Consider the following 21,282-nt stretch of genomic DNA (forward strand, 5'->3'; position numbering starts at 1 on the left):
CGCGCGGGGCGGGGGCGCTTTGGATCACTTGCCCGATTCTTGGCCGGGGCCCGCGGTCACCGTGACGGTGGCGGTGGGCGCCGGATCGGACTCGTCGTGACCGGCGTTGTCGGCGCGCTCGTCCTTCCCGCCGTCATCGTGGCCGTCGTCGCCGTTTCCGTTCCCGTCATCCTGACGGCTGCCGTCCTGGTCGCCGTCGTGCTGGTTGCCGTCGTGCTGGTCGCCGTCGTCCTGGTTGCCGTCGTGCTGGTCGTCCTGGCCGCTGTTGTCCTGATCGCCTCTGTCCTGACCGCCGTTGTCCTGACCGCCGTCCCTCTGGCCGCCTTGGTCGCCGTCGTCCCGGCTGTCGTCGTGCTGGTTGCCGTCGTCCTGGCCGCCCTGGTCGCTGTCGTCCTTGTCGCGGTCGCAGTTGCCCAGGACGTCGACGCGGAACCACTCCTCGCCGTCGATCTTCGCGGTCAGATTCCCGCGTACGCAGGCGCCGTTGGTGACGTCCGTGACCCGGCCCCGTACGGTGATGACCTTGTCCTCCGCGGTCTGGCCCCGGCAGTCGACCTCGGCCTTGCGCTTCTCGTCGGAATCGCCCGCCTCCTTGTCCTTGCCGACGTACGAGGCGTGGCAGGTCAGCCAGTCCACCTTGGCGTGCTGCCGCTCCAGTTCGCGGGTGGCCGTCTTGTCGGTGGTGATCGCGACGGCGGACGTGCTCATGTTGCCCTCGACCGGGTCACAACCGGCCAGGCCCGCACCGGCCGCGGCCACGACTCCGAACGCGAGCAGAGCCCGCCGCGGCGCTGCCGGTAATCGCCTCAATGCCCCCATGCGCGTGAGGGTGCCACTGTGTGCGTCATACCGGTAGACCGCCCGCGGACATATGTCCGGTTCCAGGGCTTGTCAGGCTCGTACGAGGGCCTGTCACGCCCGGTCGGTGCGCAGCAGGAGCCACTCCTGGATCTCCACGAGGTTGCCCTCGGGGTCCTTGAGGTGGGCGACCCGCATCCGGTCCGCGAGCGGCGCGGGCCCGTGCACGAGGTCCGCGCCGCGGTCGGTGATCTGTGCGCAGTACGCGTCCAGGTCGTCGACGCGCAGGACCACCAGGGAGCGGTGGCCGGTCGCCGACTCGGCGAGCTCACCGAGGAGTTCGGCCATCACCGTCCGGTCCTGGAGGGCGATGCCCGTGGAGCCCGCGGTGGGGCTGAACTTCTCGTACGGGCCGTGCTCGGCGCCCGACTGTGGCTTCAGGCCGAGGACGTCGGCGTAGAAGCGGTAGCAGGCGGGGAAGTCCGTGACGAGCAGGCGGACCTGGACGAATTCCACGGGGGTGCCTTTCGGTACGGGCGGCAGGCCGGGGCGCTCACCGTGCGGGCGCGGCCGGGGGCGGGGCGGGTCAGGACCAGCGTCCCGTCCGGCCGAGGAGCAGGGCCGCCGCCGCGGTGCCCGCGGTCGACGTGCGCAACACGCTACGCCCGAGCCGGTGGGGACCGGCACCCGCCTGCGCGAACGCCGCAAGTTCGTCCGGGGACACGCCGCCCTCGGGGCCGACGACGAGGACGAGGTGTCCGGCGGCGGGCAGCTCGGCGGTGGCCAGCGGCTCGCTGCCCTCCTCGTGCAGGACCGCGGCGAAGTCCGCGCCCGCGAGGAGCGCGGCGACCTGCTTGGTCGTCGCGAGCTCGGCGACCTCGGGGAAGCGCACGCGCCGCGACTGCTTGCCCGCCTCGCGTGCCGTCGCCCGCCACTTGCCGAGCGCCTTCTGGCCGCGCTCGCCCTTCCACTGCGTGACGCAGCGGGCCGCGGCCCACGGCACGACGGCGTCCACACCGGTCTCGGTCATGGTCTCCACGGCCAGCTCCCCGCGGTCGCCCTTGGGCAGGGCCTGCACGACGGTGATCCGCGGGGACTCCGCGGGTTCCTCGCGCACCCCGCCCTCGCCGAGGGTCACGACCAGGCGGTCCTTGCCCTCGGTGGCGGCGACGACGCCCGGCGCCCACCGCCCGGACCCGTCGGTGAGGACCACGTCCTCGCCCGCCCGCAGCCGCTTCACGGACACGGCGTGCCGCCCCTCGGGCCCCTCCAGGACGTACCGGCCGTCGGCGGCCGGACCGAAGTCCCCGGAGTCCCCGAAGTCCTCGACGACGAAGACCGGGGCTGTCACTCCGCACCCCGCGCGGCGAACGCCGCCTTCGCCTCGTCTAGCTCGGCCACCAGGACCTCCATGAGCTGCGCGGCGGGCAGCTCCCGTGCGAGGCGGTGCCCCTGGCCCGCCCACAGCGCCATGGCCTGCGGGTCACCGGCCTTCGCCGCGGCCTTGCGCAGCCCTGCCGTCAGATAGTGCACCTGCGGGTACGCCGCCGGGGCGTACGGGCCGTGCTCGCGCATGAAGCGGTTCACCAGGCCGCGCGCGGGGCGGCCGGAGAAGGCCCGGGTCAGCTCCGTGTGCACGAACAGCGGATTCGTCATGGCCTGCTTGTGCAGGGGCTGCGCGCCGGACTCCGGGGTGACCAGGAACGCGGTGCCGAGCTGCGCGAGGTCGGCGCCCGCGGCGAGGACGGCGGCGATCTGGCCGCCGCGCATCAGGCCGCCCGCCGCGACCACGGGGAGCTGGACGGCCTCGCGGACCTGCGTGATCAGGCTGAGCAGGCCGAGGCCCGCGCTGTCCGTCTCCGGGTTGTCGCGGTGCGTGCCCTGGTGGCCGCCGGCCTCGATGCCCTGGACGCAGACGGCGTCGGCGCCCGCCCGCTGGGCCGCCTGCGCCTCCTCCGGCGTGGTGACGGTGACGACCGTGCGGGTGCCTGCCCGGTCGAAGGCCTGGACGACCTCCCGGGTGGGGCAGCCGAACGTGAACGACACCAGCGGCACCGGGTCGTCGAGCAGGATCGCCAGCTTGGCTTCGTAGCCGTCGTCCCGCTTGCCGTCGGTCTCGCCGAGCTGCGTCTCGTACCAGGTGGCCTCGCCCGCGAGCTGGTTGCGGTAGACCTCCACGGCGGCCGGGTCGGCGTACTCGGGCTGCGGCATGAACAGGTTCACGCCGAACGGGCGCGACGTCAGGCCGCGCACCTGTTTGATCTCCTGGTACATGCCGTCGGCGGTTTTGTACCCGGCGGCGAGACACCCGAGCCCCCCGGCCTCGGACACGGCCGCCACGAGCTGCGGCGTCGAGGCCCCGCCCGCCATCGGGGCCTGCACGATCGGATAGCGACAGAGATCGGTGAACGCGGAGGACATACCGGCATCGTGCCACGTCTGGCGGGGCGCCTTGTGCCGGGGCCACGCCTGCACCGCCCGGCCCCGCCCCGCACTGTCCCACCGCTACCGCGGCGGGTTCCCCCACCCACCCACCCTTATTTCCCGCCCCCCGCTGTGGGCAACTGGTCCGCCAGGGGCGGAACGGGTGGGCACAGTTCCACCGCCGGGTGCCGGAGCAAGGCAAGGGCGAAGGGAAAGGGCCCGGGGTGAGCGGAATCACCGCTCACCCCGGGCCGCTGCCCAAGGCGTCACCGCCCGTTGAAAGCGTCCTTGAGCCGAGAGAACAGCCCCTGCTGACCGGGCTGGAACTGCCCCGTGGGCCGCTCCTCCCCGCGCAGCTGCGCAAGCTCCCGCAGCAACCGCTCCTGCTCCGGGTCGAGCTTCGTCGGGGTCAGGACCTCGACGTGCACGATGAGGTCACCGCGCCCGCCGCCCCGCAGGTGGGTGACACCGCGCCCGTGCAGCGGGATCGACTGCCCCGACTGCGTCCCCGGACGGATGTCCACCTCCTCGGTGCCGTCGAGCGTCTCCAGCGGCACCTTCGTACCGAGCGCCGCAGCCGTCATCGGCAGCGTGACCGTGCAGTGCAGATCGTCCCCGCGCCGCTGGAACGTCGGGTGCGGCAGCTCGTGGATCTCCACGTACAGATCACCGGCGGGACCGCCACCGGGTCCCACCTCGCCCTCACCGGCGAGCTGGATCCGGGTGCCGTTGTCGACACCGGCGGGGATCTTCACGGTGAGCGTCCGCCGCGACCTGACCCGCCCGTCGCCCGCGCACTCGGGGCACGGCGTGGGCACCACGGTCCCGAACCCCTGGCACTGCGGGCACGGACGCGAGGTCATGACCTGGCCGAGGAAGGAGCGCGTGACCTGCGACACCTCACCGCGACCGCGACACATGTCACAGGTCTGCGCGGAGGTGCCGGGCGCGGCGCCCTCACCGGAACAGGTCGTACAGACGATCGCCGTGTCGACCTGGAGGTCCTTCGTGGTGCCGAAGGCCGCCTCGTCGAGGTCGATCTCCAGGCGGATCATGGCGTCCTGGCCGCGCCGCGTCCGCGACCGCGGGCCGCGCTGCGACGCCGTACCGAAGAACGCGTCCATGATGTCGGAGAAGTTGCCGAAGCCACCCGCTCCGAAGCCGCCCGCCCCACCGGCGCCGCCGGCCTGGGACAGCGGGTCGCCGCCGAGGTCGTAGACCTGCTTCTTCTGCGGGTCCGACAACACCTCGTACGCGGCGTTGATCTCCTTGAAGCGCTCCTGCGTCTTGGGATCGGGGTTGACGTCCGGGTGCAGCTCGCGGGCGAGCCTCCGGAATGCCTTCTTGATGTCGTCCTGGGAAGCGTCGCGGCGCACGCCGAGTACGGCGTAGTAGTCCGTGGCCACTTACGACTCCGCCAGGATCTGTCCGACGTAACGTGCCACTGCGCGTACTGCTCCCATCGTTCCCGGATAGTCCATGCGGGTCGGTCCGACCACGCCCAGCTTGGCCACTGCCTCGCTCCCCGAACCGTAGCCGACGGAGACGACCGACGTGGAGCTGAGCCCCTCGTGGGCGTTCTCGTGCCCGATCTTGACGGTCATGCCCGAATCCGTCGCCTCACCAAGCAACTTGAGGAGCACGACCTGTTCCTCAAGGGCCTCCAGTACGGGCCTGATGGTGAGGGGAAAGTCATGTCCGAAGCGGGTGAGATTGGCCGTACCGCCGATCATCAGCCGCTCCTCGGTCTCCTCGACGAGGGTTTCGAGGAGCGTGGACAGGACCGTGGCCACCGTGCCCTGGTCGTCCTTGTCGAAGGATTCGGTGAGGTCCTGCACCAGCTGCGGCACGTCGGAGAAGCGGCGGCCCGCGACCCGGCTGTTCAGCCGCGCCCGCAGGTCCGCGAGCGACATCTCACCGAACGGCGCCGGGCAGTCGATCATGCGCTGCTCGACCCGCCCCGTGTCCGTGATCAGGACCAGCATCAGCCGGGCCGGAGCCAGCGAGAGCAGTTCCACATGCCGCACCGTGGACCGGGTCAGCGACGGATACTGCACCACCGCGACCTGCCGGGTCAGCTGCGCGAGCAGCCGCACCGTGCGGCCCACCACGTCGTCCAGGTCCACCGCGCCGTCCAGGAAGTTCTGGATAGCGCGCCGCTCCGGCGCCGTCATCGGCTTCACACCGGCGAGCCGGTCCACGAACAGGCGGTAGCCCTTGTCGGTCGGGATGCGCCCGGCGCTGGTGTGCGGCTGGGCGATGAACCCTTCCTCCTCCAGGGCCGCCATGTCGTTGCGGACCGTGGCCGGGGAGACACCGAGACGGTGGCGCTCGGTCAGCGCCTTGGAGCCGACGGGCTCCTCCGTGCCGACATAGTCGTGGACGATGGCGCGCAGCACTTCGAGCCTGCGTTCACTGAGCATCGCGCACACCTCCACCTGTCGTCCCGCACCCTGGGCCCCCGCAGCCCCCGCGGTGGCCCCTCGCCCTGGTCACCTTGGCACTCACCCGCGGCGAGTGCCAACCCTCGACGCATCAGTGTACGGCCGGTGGGTACAGGCCCGGCAAGGGCCGACGTCTTTGTCACGGTCTTCGCCATGGTCTTTGTCACGGTCCATGCCATGGTCCTTGTCACGGTTCATGTCGTGGTCCTTGTCATGCCGCGGGTGGTCGGCGCGGGGACCGTCCTGCTCTGCGGGGCCCGTGGCGCTAGCGTCGTGCCATGGACACCTACCCGCCCGCCCCGGTCGTGGCCCCGGCCTGGGCGGAATCAGGCTGGGAGCGGCTCTCCGCGCGCGTGGGGCGGTGCCGGCTGCCCGTGTGGGACTGCACCGCGGGCCTCGTCGTCGGTGCCGACGCCGCCCTGATGATCGAGGCGGGCGCCAGCCTGCGCGAGGGCGCCCGCCTGCGCACCGAGGCCCGGCACCTCCTCGGCGGCGGCCGCCGCGTCACCCATCTCGCGCTCACCCACCCCCACTTCGACCACGTGCTCGGCGCGGCGGCGTTCGCGGGCGTCGAGGTGTTCGGTGCCGTCGGCGTCGACACCGTCCTGGACACCGGACGCGACGCCCTGCGTGCCGACGCCGTCGCCCACGGCCTCGACCCGGCCGCCGCCGCCGAGGCCGCCGACCTCCTCGTCCGCCCCCGCCACCTGGTCAGCGGCGAGTGGACCCTCGACCTGGGCGGCGGCACCCGGGTGCTGCTCGCCAACGTCGGGCCCGGCCACACCGCGCACGACCTGGCCGTCCTCGTGCCCGGCGGCCCCGGCGAGCCCGAGGTCGTCTTCTGCGGCGACCTGGTCGAGGAGTCCGGGGACCCGCAGGCCGGGCCCGACGCCGCGCCCGCGCACTGGCCCGCGGCCCTCGACCGGCTGCTCGACCTCGGCGGCCCGGACGCCGTGTACGTGCCCGGACACGGGGCCGTGGTCGACGCCGCCTTCGTGCGCCGCCAACGCGACACCCTCGCCCGCCGGTTCGGCGGCACCTGACGCCATGCCATAACGTCTGGCCCATGCGCAGTTACAACCCGGACCTCACCCCGCCGTGGAAGAAGCCGACGGCCGTCCCGGAGGTGCCCGCCGAGACCGACCTGGTCGTGGAGGAGGCCGTCAGCGGTTTCTGCGGTGCGGTGATCCGCTGCGAGAAGACCGCCGAGGGGCCGACGGTCACCCTGGAGGACCGCTTCGGCAAGCACCGGGTGTTCCCGATGGTGCCCCGCGGGTTCCTCCTGGAGGGGCGCGTCGTCACCCTCGTGCGCCCATCGGCCGTCGCCACGCCGCGGACGCCCGCCCGCACCGCCTCCGGGTCCCTCGCCGTGCCCGGCGCGCGGGCGCGTGTGGCCCGCGCGGGGCGCATCTACGTGGAGGGGCGGCACGACGCCGAACTCGTCGAGAAGGTCTGGGGCGACGACCTGCGCATCGAGGGCGTCGTCGTCGAGTACCTGGAGGGCATCGACGACCTGCCCGCCATCGTGTCCGAGTTCGCCCCCGGCCCCGACGCCCGCCTCGGCGTCCTCGTGGACCACCTCGTACCCGGTACGAAGGAGTCCCGCATCGCCGCGTCCGTCTCCAGCCCCCACGCCCTGGTCGTCGGCCACCCCTACATCGACATCTGGGAGGCCGTGAAGCCGTCCGCGGCCGGGATCACCGCCTGGCCCCGCGTCCCCCGGGGCCAGGACTGGAAGACCGGCGTGTGCGACGCCCTGGGCTGGCCCCTCAACACGGGCGCGGCCTGGCAACGGATCCTGGGCTCGGTGCGCAGCTACAAGGACCTGGAGCCGGCGCTCCTGGGCAGAGTGGAAGAGCTGATCGATTTCGTGACGGCTCCCTGACCGGGCGGCGGTCCCCCGTAACCCCTAGCGCCCCGCGCCCCCCGAGGTCAGTCGACCAGATCCCGCACCACCGCGTCAGCGAGCAACCGTCCCCGCAGGGTGAGCACGGCCCGCCCCGCCGCATAGGGCCCACCCTCCAGCAGCCCCTCGGAAAGCGCCCGCAGGGCAGCCGCGAGCCCCGCAGGCTTCAGCAGCGACAGCGGACACCCCTCCCGGAGCCGCAGCTCGAGGAGGATCCGCTCGACCCGCCGATCCTCCGCGGAGAGAACCTCCCGCCCGGCCCCGGGCGACCGCCCCCCGGCAAGGGCCCCCGCGTACGCCCCGGGATGCTTCACGTTCCACCACCGCACACCCCCCACATGGCTGTGGGCCCCCGGCCCGGCCCCCCACCAGTCGGCCCCCCGCCAGTACAGCTCGTTGTGCAGGCACCGCCCCGCCTCGGACGTGGCCCAGTTCGACACCTCGTACCAGTCGAACCCGGCAGCGCCGAGGACCTCGTCGGCGATCAGATAGCGGTCCGCGTGCACGTCGTCGTCCGTCATGGGCACCTCCCCGCGCCGGATCCGCCGCGCGAGCTGCGTGCCCTCCTCGACGATCAGCGCGTACGCGGAGACATGGTCGGGGCCCGCGCCGATCGCCGCGTCCAGGGACGCCCGCCAGTCGTCGTCGGTCTCGCCGGGGGTGCCGTAGATCAGGTCGAGGTTGACGTGCTCGAAGCCCGCCGCGTGCGCCTCGGCTACGCAGGCCTCGGGCCGTCCCGGCGTGTGCGTACGGTCGAGGATCTTCAGGACGTGCTGCTTGGCGCTCTGCATGCCGAAGGAGATCCGGTTGAAGCCGCCCTCGCGCAGGGCGCTCAGATAGGCGGGGCCGACCGACTCCGGGTTGGCCTCCGTGGTGATCTCCGCGTCGTCCGCGAGCCCGAACTCGTCGCGTACGGCCGTCAGCATGCGGACGAGGTCGTCGGCGGCGAGGAGCGTGGGCGTACCGCCGCCGACGAAGACGGTCCGCGCCGGCCTCGGGTCGTCGCCGAGGACCTTCCGGGCGAGGCGGACCTCGTCGACGAGGGTGTCGGCGTAGTTGTCGCGGGAGGCGAGGACGCCGCCCGTGCCGCGCAGCTCGGTCGCGGTGTACGTGTTGAAGTCGCAGTAGCCGCAGCGGGTCGCGCAGTACGGCACGTGCAGGTAGAAGCCGAGCGGTCGCTCGCCCGCTCCCCGGAGGGCGGACGCGGGCAGCGTCCCGTCCTCGGGCATGGGCTCACCATCGGGCAGTGCGGAAGGCATGCCTTCCATTGTCCCGCACCCCGCGGGGTGGGGAGCGCCGTCGATCGCCCTGCGGGCTCGTCGTCGAGCGCCGGACGGGCCGATCCTGCTCACCCCGGCCGTACCGAGACCGTGCGCGTCACTTCGCCTGGAGGACCAGCAGCGCCAAGTCGTCGTCGGGCGGATGCGGGGAGTACTCGTGGACCAGGCGGCGGATGCGCTCGGCGACGAGGCCCGCGTCCAGGCCCGCGCAGCCCGCGAGTGCCTTCGCGAGGCCGTCGCCGTCGTCGAAGAGGTGCCGTCCGGAGCGGCGCTCCGTCACGCCGTCCGTGACGCACAGCAGCGTGTCGTCGGGCTTCAGGTCGAAGGTCTCGCTGATGTACGTCTCGTCGTCGACGACACCGAGGAGCATCTGCGGTGTCGCGAGCGACCGGACCACGCCGTCGGCGCCGAGCAGCAACGGCAGGGGGTGCCCGGCGCACGCGACCGTGCAGCGCACGCCGCCCTCGTACGGGACGAGCTCGCCGTAGAGCAGGGAGAGGAAGCGGGAGGTCGGGCCGTCGGACGGGTCGCCCTGGCCGCCCGCGACGGCGAGGACGGCCGCGGCCGCGTCGGCGGCCTCCGTGGCGTCGTCGAGCAGGAGCTGGTTGAGGCGGTCGAGGACCTCGGCGACGGCGTAGCCCTCGCGGGCGAGCAGCCGCAGCCAGGGCCGGGCGAGCCCGATGACGACCGCCGCCTCCGGCCCCTTGCCCTGGACGTCGCCGAGCGCGAAGCACCAGCGGCCCTGCCCGGCGGGGAACACGTCGTAGAAGTCGCCGCCGGGGCCGCCCTGCTCCCGCGGCTCGTACACGATGCCGCTCTCCACGCCCGGGATCTCCGCGAGGGCGCCCGGCAGCAGGCCGCGCTGGAGGACCTTGCTGATGGTGGCCTGGCGCTGGTAGCGGCGGGCCGCGCTGATCGCGAGCGCCACCCGGCGGCTGAAGTCCTCGACGAGGCCGGTGGCCTCGTCGGGGAAGCGCAGCAGACCCGCCCTGCCGATGACCAGCGTGCCCAGTTGCCGTCCGCCCGCCACCAGGCGGTACGCGAGCGCCGCCCCCGCCGACTCGCCGACGCCGAGGGCCTCCCCGGGCCACTGCACGGTGACCGCGCCCGACCCGACCGCCTCGGTGAGCCGGGGCGGGTCCTTCTCCAGGAGCCGGCGCAGCTCCTCTATGCGCTGTTCACTCGTGTGCCAGACGCGCGCGAGGCGTGTGCCGGGCGCGCGTCCATCGAGCGCGCGCCCCGGTCCCTCGGCCTCGTCGTCGAGCCACACCGCGCACCAGTCCGCGAGCCGCGGCACGAGCAGCTGGCCCGCGAGGGCCGCGACCAGGTTCTCGTCGAACTGTCCGGCCAGCAGGTCGGAGGCCTCAGCGAGGAAGGTGAGCGCACCGCGGTTGATCCAGTCCGTGTCGTGCGGGGCTCTCTTGGGCATCGGCGCCAGTATCTCGGCGGCGCGCAGCTCCCGCTGGGACGTCTCCGGGTCGCCCTGGTGCGTCTCCAGGTCCTGTGGAGCGGGGGCGACGGCCTCGGCGTCGGCGTCGACGGGGAGCCGCGCCCAGACCGTCTTGGTGCCGGAGCGGTAGGTGATGCCCCAGGCCTCGGAGAGCATGGCGACGAGCTGGAGGCCGCGGCCGTACTCCGGGGTGCCGGGCTGCGGGGCGCGCCGTTCGTTGCGGACCGCGCGTGCCGGGTGGTGGTCGGACACCTCGACGACCAGGGCGTCGGAGCTCTCGCCCGGGACCGCCGGGTCGAACCGGCACAGGATGTCGACGGCTGTGCCCGCGTGCACCACCGCGTTCGTCGCCAGCTCGCTGACCAGGAGCACCGCGTCGTCGGCGAGGCGGTCCGTGAGGCCGGCCGCGGCGGGCGTGCCGAGTTCGGCCCAGTCGCCGAGGGCGGCGCGCACGAATTTGCGGGCCGCCGCGGGGGCCAGCGGGTTTCCGGGCAGCGACGTGCGCACCACCGGCGGTGGTACGGAGCGAGCCGCGCCCTTGCCGGCAGCGCGGAATGCGGTCTCCCGTTGCATCGGAATGGCCCCCACAGTGCGGCTCCTGAGCAGTTCGGACGAATACGCCTCAGGCGACACGGACAGAGTGACAGACTGGTTGGGCCCATAAGCACCGAGTCACCGAAGTGGGCCACCATGAGTGAGAACAGTGCTACGCCCGCGCTCGGACGCGGTCAGATTCCGTCAATCGCCGCCGCGGGAGGTCCCGCGCCGAGCCCGGCGCGGAGTCCTGCCCCCGGGCCGGGCCACCTGCCCTCACCGGCCAGCACGGATGCCGACCAGCGGACCGGGCCTCCGGCGGCGGGCACGGCGGCGGCCCCGGCGTCCGACGGGATCAGGCCAGCCGCCACCGGGCGGGCCCACTCGGCCGTGTCGCCCTTGACGCCCGGCCACCCTGACCGTCCGTTACCGCCAAGCACCGGCGGAGCAACGGGCGTTGACAAGAGAGCGCGGTCCGACAAGAGCAGTTCCGACGCGACCGCGACCTCCGTACGGGACCACGCGATCGCCGCACGGGACGACGCGACCTCCGCACGGGACGACGCGGCCTCCGCACCGGACGACGCGGCCTCCGCACGGAACGAGCCGACACGGGCTCCCGAGGCGCGTGAGACGCCGCCGGAGACGCCGAGAGAGACGGTGAGGGACATGGCCGGAGAGCCCGTGTCGGACAGAGCGGCGATCCCGGCCGCACGGTCGCCCGAGCCCTCCGCCCCGCCCCGGAGGCCGATCGAGCGGGCAGCGGCCAAAACCCCTGCCAAGGCCCGTGTCACCGCCTCCGCCAAGGGCTCCGCCGAAGCCCCCGCCGCAGCGCCGGGCAACGCGCCGGCCAAGGCGTCCGCCCCGCGGTCGTCCCCCCGGCGGGCCGCCAAGTCCACGCGGGTGACCGAGCCGAACGCCGGGCCGAGTACCGGAACGCCCGCCGGAGGCCCGATGGACCTGTCCGCCGAGACCGACTCCGAGCTGCGGGTCCTGCTCGCCGCCATGCGGGCCGCCCGCGACGGCAACTTCACCAAGGCCCCGCACACCGGCTCCGGCGTGGTCGCCGAGCTGGTCACGGTGTTCAACGAACTGGTGGACCGCTCCACGCACTTCGACCACGAGCTGATCCGCGTACGCCGGGAGATGGTCCGCCACGGCCGGCTCGACGAGCGGTTCACGGCGAGCCCGGGGCAGGGCAGCTGGGCCACCCGCATCATCGAGGCGAACTCGCTCCTCGACTCCCTCGTCGCGCCCGCCACGAACGCGACCCGGGTCCTCAACGCCGTCGCGGGCGGCGACCTCACCCAGCGCGTCGACCTGCACGACGGCTCCCGCGAGCTGCGCGGCGACCTGCGCCGCCTCGGCCGCGCCGTCAACACGATGGTCGACCAGCTGTCCCTCTTCACGGGCGAAGTCACCCGGGTGGCGCGGGAGGTCGGCACCGAGGGCCGCCTCGGTGGCCGCGCCAAGGTGCGCGGCCTGTCCGGGAGCTGGCGGGACGTGACGGAGGCCGTGAACACCATGGCCTCGCGGCTGACCGCGCAGGTCCGCGACATCGCCCTGGTGACCACGGCCGTCGCACAGGGCGACCTGACCCGCACGGTCACCGTGGAGGCCACCGGCGAACTGCTCGAACTGAAGCTGACCGTGAACACGATGGTCGAGCAGCTGTCGGCGTTCGCAGCCGAGGTGACCAGGGTGGCTCGGGAGGTCGGCACGGAGGGCCGCCTCGGCGGACGCGCACAGGCCCGCGGTGTCTCCGGGGTGTGGAAGGACCTCACCGACAACGTCAACTTCATGGCGTCGAACCTCACCTCCCAGGTCCGCAACATCGCCCAGGTCACCACCGCCGTCGCCAACGGCGACCTGAGCCAGAAGATCACCGTCGACGCCCGCGGCGAGATCCTGGAGCTGAAGGACACCGTCAACACGATGGTCGACCAGCTCTCCGCATTCGCCGACGAGGTCACCCGCGTCGCCCGCGAGGTCGGCACCGAGGGCAACCTCGGCGGGCGCGCCCACGTACGCGGTGTCTCCGGGGTGTGGAAGGACCTCACCGACAACGTCAACTTCATGGCGGACAACCTCACCTCCCAGGTCCGCAACATCGCGCTCGTGTCGACCGCCGTCGCCCAGGGCGACCTCAGCAAGAAGATCACCGTGGAGGCGAAGGGCGAGATCCTGGAGCTGAAGTCGACGATCAACACGATGGTCGACCAGCTCTCCGCCTTCGCCGACGAGGTCACCCGCGTCGCCCGCGAGGTCGGCACCGAGGGCAACCTCGGCGGTCAGGCGCAGGTGCGCGGCGTCAGCGGCGTCTGGAAGGAGCTGACGGACAACGTCAACTTCATGGCGTCGAACCTCACCTCCCAGGTCCGCAACATCGCCCAGGTCACCACCGCCGTCGCCAACGGCGACCTGTCGAAGATGATCACGGTGACGGCGCGCGGCGAGATCCTGGAGCTGAAGGACACCGTCAACACGATGGTGGAGCAGTTGCGCGCGTTCGCCGACGAGGTCACGCGTGTGGCCCGCGAGGTCGGCACCGACGGGCGGCTCGGCGGCCGCGCCCAGGTCCTCGGCGTGTCGGGCGTGTGGAAGGACCTCACCGACAACGTCAACTACATGGCGGACAACCTCACCGGGCAGGTCCGCAACATCGCGCAGGTCGCGACGGCGGTGGCGCAGGGCGACCTGTCGAAGAAGATCGACGTGGACGCGCGCGGCGAGATCCTGGAGCTGAAGACCACCATCAACACCATGGTGGACACGCTGTCGTCGTTCTCCTCGGAGGTCACCCGCGTGGCCCGCGAGGTGGGTTCGGAGGGACAGCTCGGCGGGCAGGCCCGGGTCGAGGGCGTGTATGGCACCTGGAAGCGCCTGACCACGAACGTGAACGAACTGGCGCTGAACCTGACCACGCAGGTCCGCGCGATCGCCGAGGTCGCCTCCGCGGTGGCGCAGGGCGACATGTCCCGCTCCATCACCGTGGAGACGCGCGGCGAGGTCGCCGAGCTGAAGGACAACATCAACCTGATGGTGTCCAACCTCCGCGAGACCACTCGCGCCAAGGACTGGCTGGAGTCGAACCTGGCCCGGCTCGCGGGCCTGATGCAGGGCCACCGGGACCTGATGGAGGTCGCCGACCTGATCCTGCGCGAGCTGACCCCGCTGGTGAACTCGCAGTACGGCGCGTTCTTCCTGGCCGACCCGGACGCCGAGGGCACCGCGCCGCTGCAGACCTCACCCGCCAAGGGCCTCGCCTTCATCGCCGGGTACGGCTCCGCCCAGGACCGCGGCACCGAGGCGGGCTTCCTGGTCGACACCGGCGGCATGCCCGCGCACGGCCTGGTGCGGCAGGCGGCCCTGGAGAAGAAGCGCATCCTCCTCGACGAGGTGCCGCCCGACTACATCAAGATCCACTCAGGGCTCGGGGACGCCTCCCCCGCCAGTGTCGTCATCATCCCGATCCTGTTCGAGGACAAGCTGCTCGGCGTCATCGAACTGGCCACGTTCTCCCGCTTCTCCGACGTCCACCTGGCGTTCTTCGACCAGTTCGTGAACACCATCGGCGTCGCCATCAACACCATCATCGCCAACTCCCGTACGGAGTCCCTGCTCAGCGAGTCCCAGCGGCTCGCCACCCAGTTGCAGGAACGCTCCGACGAGCTCCAGCGCCAACAGGCGGAGCTGCGCCGCTCGAACGCCGAACTGGAGGAGAAGGCGGCCCTGCTCGCCACGTCCTCGCAGTACAAGTCGGAGTTCCTCGCGAACATGTCGCACGAGCTGCGCACCCCGCTGAACTCCCTGCTCATCCTGGCCCGGCTGCTCTCCGACAACCCCGACGGCCATCTCTCCGACCAGGAGGTGCAGTTCGCCACCACCATCCACCGCTCGGGCTCGGACCTGCTCCAGCTGATCAACGACATCCTCGACCTGTCGAAGATCGAGGCGGGCCGCATGGACGTACGCCCCAAGAAGCTCCCGCTGATCAAGGTCCTGGACTATGTGCACGCCACGTTCCGCCCGCTCACGCTCGACCGCGGGCTCGCCTTCGACGTGAACGTCGGCAACGACGTACCGCGGGAGATGTTCACCGACGAGCAGCGCCTCCAGCAGATCCTGCGCAACCTCCTGTCGAACGCGGTCAAGTTCACCGCCAACGGCCGCGTCGAGCTGCGCGTCCAGCACGTCGACCAGTCGTCGGACCCGCTCATGAGCGACCGCGGCGACGTCGTCAGCTTCACCGTCAAGGACACCGGCATCGGCATCCCGCCCGAGCAGCTCCCGGTCATCTTCGAGGCGTTCCAGCAGGTCGACGGCACCACCAACCGCAAGTACGGCGGCACCGGACTCGGCCTGTCCATCAGCCGCGAGATCGCGGGGCTGCTCGGCGGGCGCATCACCGCGGAGAGCAGGCCGGGCGAGGGCTCCACCTTCACGCTGTACGTCCCCGTGGTGCACCCGGGCCACGGTGCGGCGGCCGTCGCGTACGCCTCCTCGCGCACGCTCCCGGCGCCCACGCCCGCCCAGGACAGCATGGAGAACGCCACGGCCGTGGGCACCGTGCCCGAGCCGGACGACAACTGGCCCGCGCCGACCAAGCTGGAGGCGTGGAAGGAGGGCCGGGCCGGGCAGACCCTGCCGGGCCGGCGGGTGCTCATCGTCGACGACGACATCCGCAACGTCTTCGCGCTGACCCATGTCCTCAGCCGGGTCGGCCTGGTGGTGCTCTACGCCGAGAACGGCCGCGAGGGCATCGAGACCCTGGAGCGCAACCCCGACACCGACTTGATCCTGATGGACATCATGATGCCGGAGATGGACGGTTACGAGACCATCGCCGCCATCCGCCGCACCCCGCGCTGGACCGGCCTGCCCATCGTCGCGCTGACCGCCAAGGCCATGCCCGGCGACCGCGAGAAGGCGATCTCGCAGGGCGCCACCGACTATGTGCCGAAACCGGTGGACGTGGACCAGCTCCTGACCGTCGTCTGCTCGCTCCTGGACCCCGAGGGTGCGGCGGCCTACAAACAGCCCGTGGCCCTGGAGGAGCACGCGCTGCCCGAGGACCCCGCGACGATCGCCCCGACCCTCCCGCCCGCCGTCCTCGACCACTTCGAAGGACCCGACACCTCAGCAGCCCCGGACCAGCACGGCACACCGGGAGAGCCTGCTGTTCCGCCCACGACCGAGTGAGGCACTTGCCACCATGAGCACAGAGGCGGCGACCGAAAGCCGCGCGAGCATCCTCCTTGTCGACGACATGGAGGACAACCTGATGGCCCTCGAAGCGGTCCTGGGCTCCCTGAACGAGCCGCTCGTCCGGGCCAGGTCCGGTGAGGAGGCGATGAAGGCACTGCTGCGGCAGCGCTTCGCCGTGATCCTTCTGGACGTCCGGATGCCGGGCATGGACGGCTTCGAGACCGCGACCAACATCAAGCGCCTCGACCAGACGAAGGACGTGCCCATCATCTTCCTGACGGGCACCGACAACGACGCGGGCTATGCCTTCCGGGGCTACGCGACGGGCGCGGCGGACTACCTCACCAAGCCCTTCGACCCCTGGGTGCTGCGCGCGAAGGTCACCGTCTTCCTGGACCTGCACCGCAAGAACCAGCAGCTGGAGCGGATGCTCGCGCGCGAGCAGGTGCAGTTCGACGAGTTGTCCGAGCGGCTCGCCGTGGTCGAGCGCCATATGGCGGCGAGCACCCTGAACGACGTACTCGAACTGCGCCACCAGGTCACGCACATGGAGGAGCTGCTGCGGGAGATGCGGCGCGGACGGACCGGGTGACGGGACCGGGTGACCGGCCCGCCCGCGCCGACAGCCGTCGGGCTGCCGGTCAGGCCTCGCGCGATCCCGCGTACATCTTCTCGATGAGTTCCTTGTACTCGCGCTCCACGACCGGGCGCTTCAGCTTCAGGCTGGGCGTCAGCTCGCCGTGCTCGACGTCGAGGTCGCGCGGGAGGAGCTCGAACTTCTTGATGGTCTGCCAGCGCTGGAGACCGTCGTTGAGCTGCTTCACGTACCCCTCGACCAGCGTGACCGTCGCCTGGTCCGCGACCACGTCGGCGTACGGCTTGCCGCCGAGGCCGTTCTCCTCCGCCCAGGCCAGGATGGCCGGTTCGTCGAGGGCGATGAGGGCGGTGCAGAAGTTCCGGTCGGCGCCGTGCACGAGGATGTTGGAGACGTACGGACACACGGCCTTGAACTGGCCCTCGACCTCCGCGGGCGCGATGTACTTGCCGCCGGACGTCTTGATCAGGTCCTTCTTGCGGTCGGTGATCCGCAGATAGCCGTCGACGGACAGCTCGCCGATGTCCCCGGTGTGGAACCAGCCGTCGGACTCCAGGACCTCGGCGGTCTTCTCCGGCTGGCCGTGGTAGCCCTCCATGATGCCGGGGCCGCGCAGCAGGATCTCGCCGTCGTCCGCGATCCGCACCTCAAGGCCGGGCAGCGGCTTGCCGACGGTTCCGGTGCGGTAGGCCTCGCCGGGGTTCACGAACGACGCGGCGGAGGACTCCGTGAGGCCGTAGCCCTCCAGGATGTGGATGCCCGCACCCGCGAAGAAGTACCCGATGTCGGGCGCGAGCGCCGCCGAGCCGGACACCGCCGCCCGCAGCCGGCCGCCGAAGGCCTCCCGCAGCTTGGCGTAGACGAGCTTGTCGGCGACCTTGTGCTTGGCGCCGAGCCCGAAGGGCACGGAGGCGACACCGGTGCGCCGGAAGTTGTCCTGGCTGGTCCTCGCGTACTCCCGGGCGACCTCCGCCGACCACTGGAAGATCTTGTACTTGGCGTTGCCGCCGGCCCGCGCCTTGGCCGCGACGCCGTTGTAGACCTTCTCGAAGATGCGCGGCACGGCGGCCATGTACGTCGGCTGCACCACCGGCAGATTCTCGATGATCTTGTCGACGCGGCCGTCGACGGCGGTGACGTGCCCGAGCTCGATCTGGCCGCTGGTCAGGACCTTGCCGAAGACGTGCGCGAGCGGCAGCCACAGATACTGCACGTCGTCCGCGGAGAGCAGCCCGATGGCCGCGATGGCCTTGGCCATGTACGACCAGTTGTCGTGCGGGAGCCGCACGCCCTTGGGGCGGCCCGTGGTTCCCGACGTATAGATGATGGTCGCGAGATGATCGGACCGGATCGCGTCGATGCGCTCCTTGACCGCGACCGGGTTCTTCTCCAGATACGCGGCGCCGCGGGCCTCCAGGTCGGCGAGCGTGAGCACCCACCCCTCGGGGTCCTCCGCGGCGGGCTCCACACCCTCGGCGTCGAAGACCACCACATGCTTCAGCTCGGGCAGGTTCCCCCGCTGCTCGCGCGCCTTCGCCAGCTGCTCGGCGTTGTCGGCGATCAGGACCCGGCTGCCGGAGTCACCGAGGATGAACGCGGACTCCTCGGCGTTGGTCTGCGGATAGACGGTGGTCGTGGCCGCACCGGCGCAGAGAATGCCCAGGTCGGCGAGGATCCACTCGACACGCGTCGCGGAGGCGAGGGCCACCCGGTCCTCGGGGCGCAGGCCCAGGTCGACGAGTCCGGCCGCGATGGCGAAGACCCGGTCGGCGGCCTCGGCCCAGCTGAGCGACTTCCAGTCGTCGGGCCCCTCGCCCGACGCCGCCGGGACGGGATAGCGGTAGGCCTCGGCGTCAGGTGTGGCCGCCACCCGCTCCAGGAGGAGGTGCGCCACGGAGGGCGGTCGGTCATCGATCAAGGTCTGTGTGTCGCTCACGACATCCTCCGGGCCCGCGACGGTGCGTGCGTCTGTCCTTATGGCTGACTGGCTGCCCATTCACTGGGTGCGGCTACCACGCTCGCGCGCCTCTTCCGGCGCTTGTTTAACTTGCGAGTAACCTCCGAGCAGTGATCAGAGTAAAGGCCGCGCGGCCAGCGCGTAAGGGGATGCCGCCCTTCACTTGCCACGGGTTCTTTCTCACAGCGGGCGGGGCACGCCCGTGAGGGGAAGGGCAGGGAGCACGAAGAGCGCCCGCCCGGGACCGGGCGGGCGCTCTTCGTGCTCCGGGGACCCCCGGGGGCGGTGCGCGGAGGCTACTTCTTCTTCGCGGAGCCCTCGTCGCTGGAGAGCACCGCGATGAAGGCCTCCTGCGGGACCTCCACGGAGCCGACCATCTTCATCCGCTTCTTGCCTTCCTTCTGCTTCTCCAGCAGCTTGCGCTTACGCGAGATGTCGCCGCCGTAGCACTTGGCGAGGACGTCCTTGCGGATGGCGCGGATGGTCTCGCGGGCGATGACCCGGGACCCGATGGCGGCCTGCACGGGCACCTCGAAGGCCTGCCGCGGGATCAGCTCCCGCAGCTTGGCGACGAGCCGCACCCCGTACGCGTACGCCTGGTCCTTGTGCGTGACCGCCGAGAACGCGTCGACCTTGTCGCCGTGCAGCAGGATGTCGACCTTGACGAGCTGCGCGGACTGCTCACCGGTGGGCTCGTAGTCCAGCGATGCGTACCCGCGCGTCTTGGACTTCAGCTGGTCGAAGAAGTCGAAGACGATCTCTGCGAGCGGCAGCGTGTACCGGATCTCGACGCGGTCCTCGGAGAGGTAGTCCATGCCGAGCATGACCCCGCGCCGGTTCTGGCACAGCTCCATGATCGAACCGATGAACTCGCTCGGCGCGAGGATCGTGGCCCGCACGACGGGCTCGAAGACCTGGTCGATCTTGCCCTCGGGGAACTCGCTCGGGTTGGTGACCGTGTGCTCGGCGCCGTCCTCCATGATCACGCGGTAGACCACGTTGGGGGCGGTGGCGATCAGGTCGAGCCCGAACTCGCGCTCCAGGCGCTCACGGATCACGTCCAGGTGCAGCAGGCCGAGGAAGCCCACGCGGAAGCCGAAGCCGAGAGCGGCGGACGTCTCCGGCTCGTAGACGAGCGCGGCATCGTTGAGCTGCAGCTTGTCCAGGGCCTCGCGGAGGTCCGGGTACTCCGAGCCGTCCAGCGGATACAGGCCCGAGAACACCATCGGCTTGGGGTCCTTGTAGCCGCCGAGCGGCTCCGTGGCGCCCTTGTTCAGGGAGGTGATCGTGTCACCGACCTTGGACTGCCGGACGTCCTTCACACCGGTGATGAGGTAACCCACCTCACCGACGCCGATGCCGTCGGCCGCGGTCATCTCCGGCGACGAGACACCGATCTCCAGAAGCTCGTGGGTGGCGCCGGTCGACATCATCCGGATCCGCTCACGCTTGTTGAGCTGACCGTCGACGACTCGTACGTACGTGACCACGCCACGGTACGAGTCGTAGACCGAGTCGAAGATCATCGCGCGGGCGGGCGCGTCGGCGACACCGACCGGCGGCGGGACCTCGGCGACGACCTTGTCGAGCAGCGCCTCCACGCCGAGCCCGGTCTTCGCGGAGACCTTGAGCACGTCCTCGGGGTCGCACCCGATGAGGTTGGCCAGCTCCTCGGAGAACTTCTCCGGCTGCGCGGCCGGAAGGTCGATCTTGTTGAGGACCGGAACGATCTTGAGGTCGTTCTCCATGGCCAGATACAGGTTGGCGAGGGTCTGCGCCTCGATGCCCTGGGCCGCGTCGACGAGGAGGATCGTGCCCTCGCAGGCCGCGAGCGAACGCGAGACTTCATAGGTGAAGTCCACGTGGCCGGGGGTGTCGATCATGTTCAGGATGTGCGTCCTGTCCTGATCCGGGCCCTCGGTGGGGGCCCAGGGCAGACGCACCGCCTGAGACTTGATCGTGATACCGCGCTCGCGCTCGATGTCCATGCGGTCGAGATACTGGGCACGCATCTGCCGCTGCTCGACCACACCGGTCAGCTGCAGCATGCGGTCGGCGAGCGTGGACTTGCCGTGGTCGATGTGCGCGATGATGCAGAAATTGCGGATCAGAGCCGGGTCGGTACGGCTCGGTTCGGGCACATTCTTAGGGGTCGCGGGCACGCAGGGTCCTGTCTCTTGAGGCGCCTTATGCCTCGGGTCGGATCGATACGTAGCCTCCATCGTCCCACGGGTGGGCCGCGGGGATCGGTTTGGGCCGGTCGGACGGCGGCTGGTACCGTGGGCAGCTGTGTCTCGTAGCCCTCTCAGCGCGAGGCGCTTGTCAGAAAACTCGGCAGTACCTGAACCTGAAAAGGCTCTTTCGTGGCGAACATCAAGTCCCAGATCAAGCGGAACAAGACCAACGAGAAGGCGCGCCTGCGCAACAAGGCCGTCAAGTCCTCGCTGAAGACCGCTGTCCGCAAGGCCCGCGAGGCCGTTGCCGCCGGTGACGCCCAGAAGGCGACCGAGCTGTCCCGCGAGGCCGCGCGCCAGCTGGACAAGGCCGTCTCCAAGGGTGTCATCCACAAGAACCAGGCCGCCAACAAGAAGTCGGCGCTTGCTTCGAAGGTCGCGACCCTCAAGGGCTGAGCAGTGATGTGACCGCTGGACGGACCCGAGCGGGCCCTCTCTCTTCCGCTCCCGCC

At 71.3% G+C, this 21,282-nt stretch carries 15 protein-coding genes; 5 read left to right on the forward strand and 10 right to left on the reverse strand.

The window, feature by feature from the left end:
- Positions 1–24 precede the first annotated feature (24 nt).
- The 6 genes from GPA10_RS06270 to hrcA all read right to left on the reverse strand — a co-directional run bounded on the left by GPA10_RS06270 (position 25) and on the right by hrcA (position 5,645).
- Complete coding sequence (locus tag GPA10_RS06270; RefSeq protein WP_157164557.1) at positions 25–819, reverse strand: hypothetical protein; 795 nt, start codon at positions 817–819, stop codon at positions 25–27.
- 93 nt (positions 820–912) lie between these two features.
- Positions 913–1,314: a VOC family protein gene (locus GPA10_RS06275; protein WP_343040402.1), complete on the reverse strand. Its 402-nt coding sequence runs from the start codon at positions 1,312–1,314 to the stop codon at positions 913–915.
- A gap of 70 nt (positions 1,315–1,384) precedes the next feature.
- Positions 1,385–2,149 (reverse strand): 16S rRNA (uracil(1498)-N(3))-methyltransferase, encoded by a 765-nt coding sequence (locus tag GPA10_RS06280; RefSeq protein ID WP_343040403.1) that lies wholly within the window; start codon positions 2,147–2,149, stop codon positions 1,385–1,387.
- On the reverse strand, positions 2,146–3,219 hold the full coding sequence (locus GPA10_RS06285; RefSeq protein WP_157164558.1) for a nitronate monooxygenase: 1,074 nt from the start codon (positions 3,217–3,219) through the stop codon (positions 2,146–2,148). Before GPA10_RS06285 ends, GPA10_RS06280 begins: the two co-directional genes overlap by 4 nt.
- Positions 3,220–3,488: 269 nt before the next feature.
- Complete coding sequence (dnaJ, locus tag GPA10_RS06290) at positions 3,489–4,628, reverse strand: molecular chaperone DnaJ (protein ID WP_058845675.1); 1,140 nt, start codon at positions 4,626–4,628, stop codon at positions 3,489–3,491.
- On the reverse strand, positions 4,629–5,645 hold the full coding sequence (gene hrcA / locus GPA10_RS06295; RefSeq protein WP_058845676.1) for a heat-inducible transcriptional repressor HrcA: 1,017 nt from the start codon (positions 5,643–5,645) through the stop codon (positions 4,629–4,631).
- Positions 5,646–5,944: 299 nt separating this feature from the next.
- On the opposite strand from hrcA, the gene GPA10_RS06300 reads away from it, so the two are divergent.
- Positions 5,945–6,709, forward strand: a complete 765-nt coding sequence (locus GPA10_RS06300; protein ID WP_157164559.1) for an MBL fold metallo-hydrolase — start codon at positions 5,945–5,947, stop codon at positions 6,707–6,709.
- Positions 6,710–6,732: 23 nt separating this feature from the next.
- A complete protein-coding gene (locus GPA10_RS06305; RefSeq protein WP_157164560.1) occupies positions 6,733–7,551 on the forward strand; it encodes a DUF3097 domain-containing protein in 819 nt (272 codons plus the stop codon).
- Between the two features lie 47 nt (positions 7,552–7,598).
- Here the strand turns inward: GPA10_RS06305 and hemW are convergent, their stop codons facing one another.
- Positions 7,599–8,831, reverse strand: coding sequence for a radical SAM family heme chaperone HemW (gene hemW / locus GPA10_RS06310; RefSeq protein ID WP_157164561.1), 1,233 nt, complete (start codon positions 8,829–8,831; stop codon positions 7,599–7,601).
- 118 nt (positions 8,832–8,949) lie between these two features.
- Positions 8,950–10,890 carry a SpoIIE family protein phosphatase gene (locus tag GPA10_RS06315; protein WP_343040405.1) on the reverse strand — a complete coding sequence of 647 codons (1,941 nt, stop codon included), beginning with the start codon at positions 10,888–10,890 and terminating at the stop codon, positions 8,950–8,952.
- A gap of 951 nt (positions 10,891–11,841) precedes the next feature.
- On the opposite strand from GPA10_RS06315, the gene GPA10_RS06320 reads away from it, so the two are divergent.
- Both GPA10_RS06320 and GPA10_RS06325 read left to right on the forward strand, forming a co-directional pair.
- The gene (locus tag GPA10_RS06320; protein WP_157164676.1) at positions 11,842–16,038 is read left to right on the forward strand and encodes a HAMP domain-containing protein; all 4,197 of its coding nucleotides are present in this window, start codon (positions 11,842–11,844) and stop codon (positions 16,036–16,038) included.
- Between the two features lie 13 nt (positions 16,039–16,051).
- The gene (locus GPA10_RS06325) at positions 16,052–16,636 is read left to right on the forward strand and encodes a response regulator (protein ID WP_058845682.1); all 585 of its coding nucleotides are present in this window, start codon (positions 16,052–16,054) and stop codon (positions 16,634–16,636) included.
- A 49-nt stretch (positions 16,637–16,685) separates the two neighbouring features.
- Here GPA10_RS06325 and GPA10_RS06330 read toward each other — a convergent pair whose 3' ends face one another.
- Together GPA10_RS06330 and lepA are read right to left on the reverse strand one after the other, a co-directional pair.
- Positions 16,686–18,575, reverse strand: coding sequence for an AMP-dependent synthetase/ligase (locus GPA10_RS06330; protein ID WP_343040406.1), 1,890 nt, complete (start codon positions 18,573–18,575; stop codon positions 16,686–16,688).
- 317 nt (positions 18,576–18,892) lie between these two features.
- The gene (lepA, locus tag GPA10_RS06335) at positions 18,893–20,758 is read right to left on the reverse strand and encodes a translation elongation factor 4 (RefSeq protein WP_058845684.1); all 1,866 of its coding nucleotides are present in this window, start codon (positions 20,756–20,758) and stop codon (positions 18,893–18,895) included.
- 201 nt (positions 20,759–20,959) lie between these two features.
- Between lepA and rpsT the strand changes: the two genes are divergently transcribed.
- Positions 20,960–21,226 carry a 30S ribosomal protein S20 gene (rpsT, locus tag GPA10_RS06340; RefSeq protein ID WP_058845685.1) on the forward strand — a complete coding sequence of 89 codons (267 nt, stop codon included), beginning with the start codon at positions 20,960–20,962 and terminating at the stop codon, positions 21,224–21,226.
- The last annotated feature ends 56 nt before the right edge of the window (positions 21,227–21,282 follow it).

The sequence above is a fragment of the Streptomyces typhae genome (genome assembly GCF_009755605.1).
In the GTDB taxonomy this organism is placed as follows: Bacteria; Actinomycetota; Actinomycetes; order Streptomycetales; family Streptomycetaceae; genus Streptomyces; species Streptomyces typhae.

Coding starts and splice junctions, on each gene's coding strand:
- GPA10_RS06270 (WP_157164557.1), bottom strand. CDS start 819: ATGGGGGCATTGAGGCGATTACCGGCAGCGCCGCGGCGGGCTCTGCTC.
- GPA10_RS06285 (WP_157164558.1), bottom strand. CDS start 3,219: ATGTCCTCCGCGTTCACCGATCTCTGTCGCTATCCGATCGTGCAGGCC.
- hrcA (WP_058845676.1), bottom strand. CDS start 5,645: ATGCTCAGTGAACGCAGGCTCGAAGTGCTGCGCGCCATCGTCCACGAC.
- GPA10_RS06300 (WP_157164559.1), top strand. CDS start 5,945: ATGGACACCTACCCGCCCGCCCCGGTCGTGGCCCCGGCCTGGGCGGAA.
- GPA10_RS06305 (WP_157164560.1), top strand. CDS start 6,733: ATGCGCAGTTACAACCCGGACCTCACCCCGCCGTGGAAGAAGCCGACG.
- hemW (WP_157164561.1), bottom strand. CDS start 8,831: ATGCCTTCCGCACTGCCCGATGGTGAGCCCATGCCCGAGGACGGGACG.
- GPA10_RS06320 (WP_157164676.1), top strand. CDS start 11,842: ATGCGGGCCGCCCGCGACGGCAACTTCACCAAGGCCCCGCACACCGGC.
- GPA10_RS06325 (WP_058845682.1), top strand. CDS start 16,052: ATGAGCACAGAGGCGGCGACCGAAAGCCGCGCGAGCATCCTCCTTGTC.